The following is a 275-nucleotide window of genomic DNA, read 5'->3' on the forward strand; positions in this document are numbered from 1 at the left end:
ATGATGCTTAGTGCATCAACATTTTCACCAGCTACTTTAATATCAAGTTTTACAAGATCACCCACTCTAAATTCAATAGGCTCATAATCAAAACTAGCATAGCCTTTAGTGAGTGATTTGAGTTTATCGTAAAAGTCCATAACGATTTCATTTAAAGGTATATCATACTCAAGTAAAACACGCTCAGGGGTAATATAATCCATCTTAACCTGCATACCGCGTTTGCGATTTAAAAGAGTGATTAAATTTCCTAAATATTCGCTTGGAGTTATGAT

The 275-nt window shown here is 33.5% G+C and carries 1 pseudogene; it reads right to left on the minus strand.

The features are described 5' to 3' along the window. A pseudogene (locus PF021_RS08540) lies at positions 1-275 on the minus strand (elongation factor 4); the annotation flags it as partial.

The organism is Helicobacter ibis (genome assembly GCF_027859255.1).
Classification (GTDB): domain Bacteria; phylum Campylobacterota; class Campylobacteria; order Campylobacterales; family Helicobacteraceae; genus Helicobacter_D; species Helicobacter_D ibis.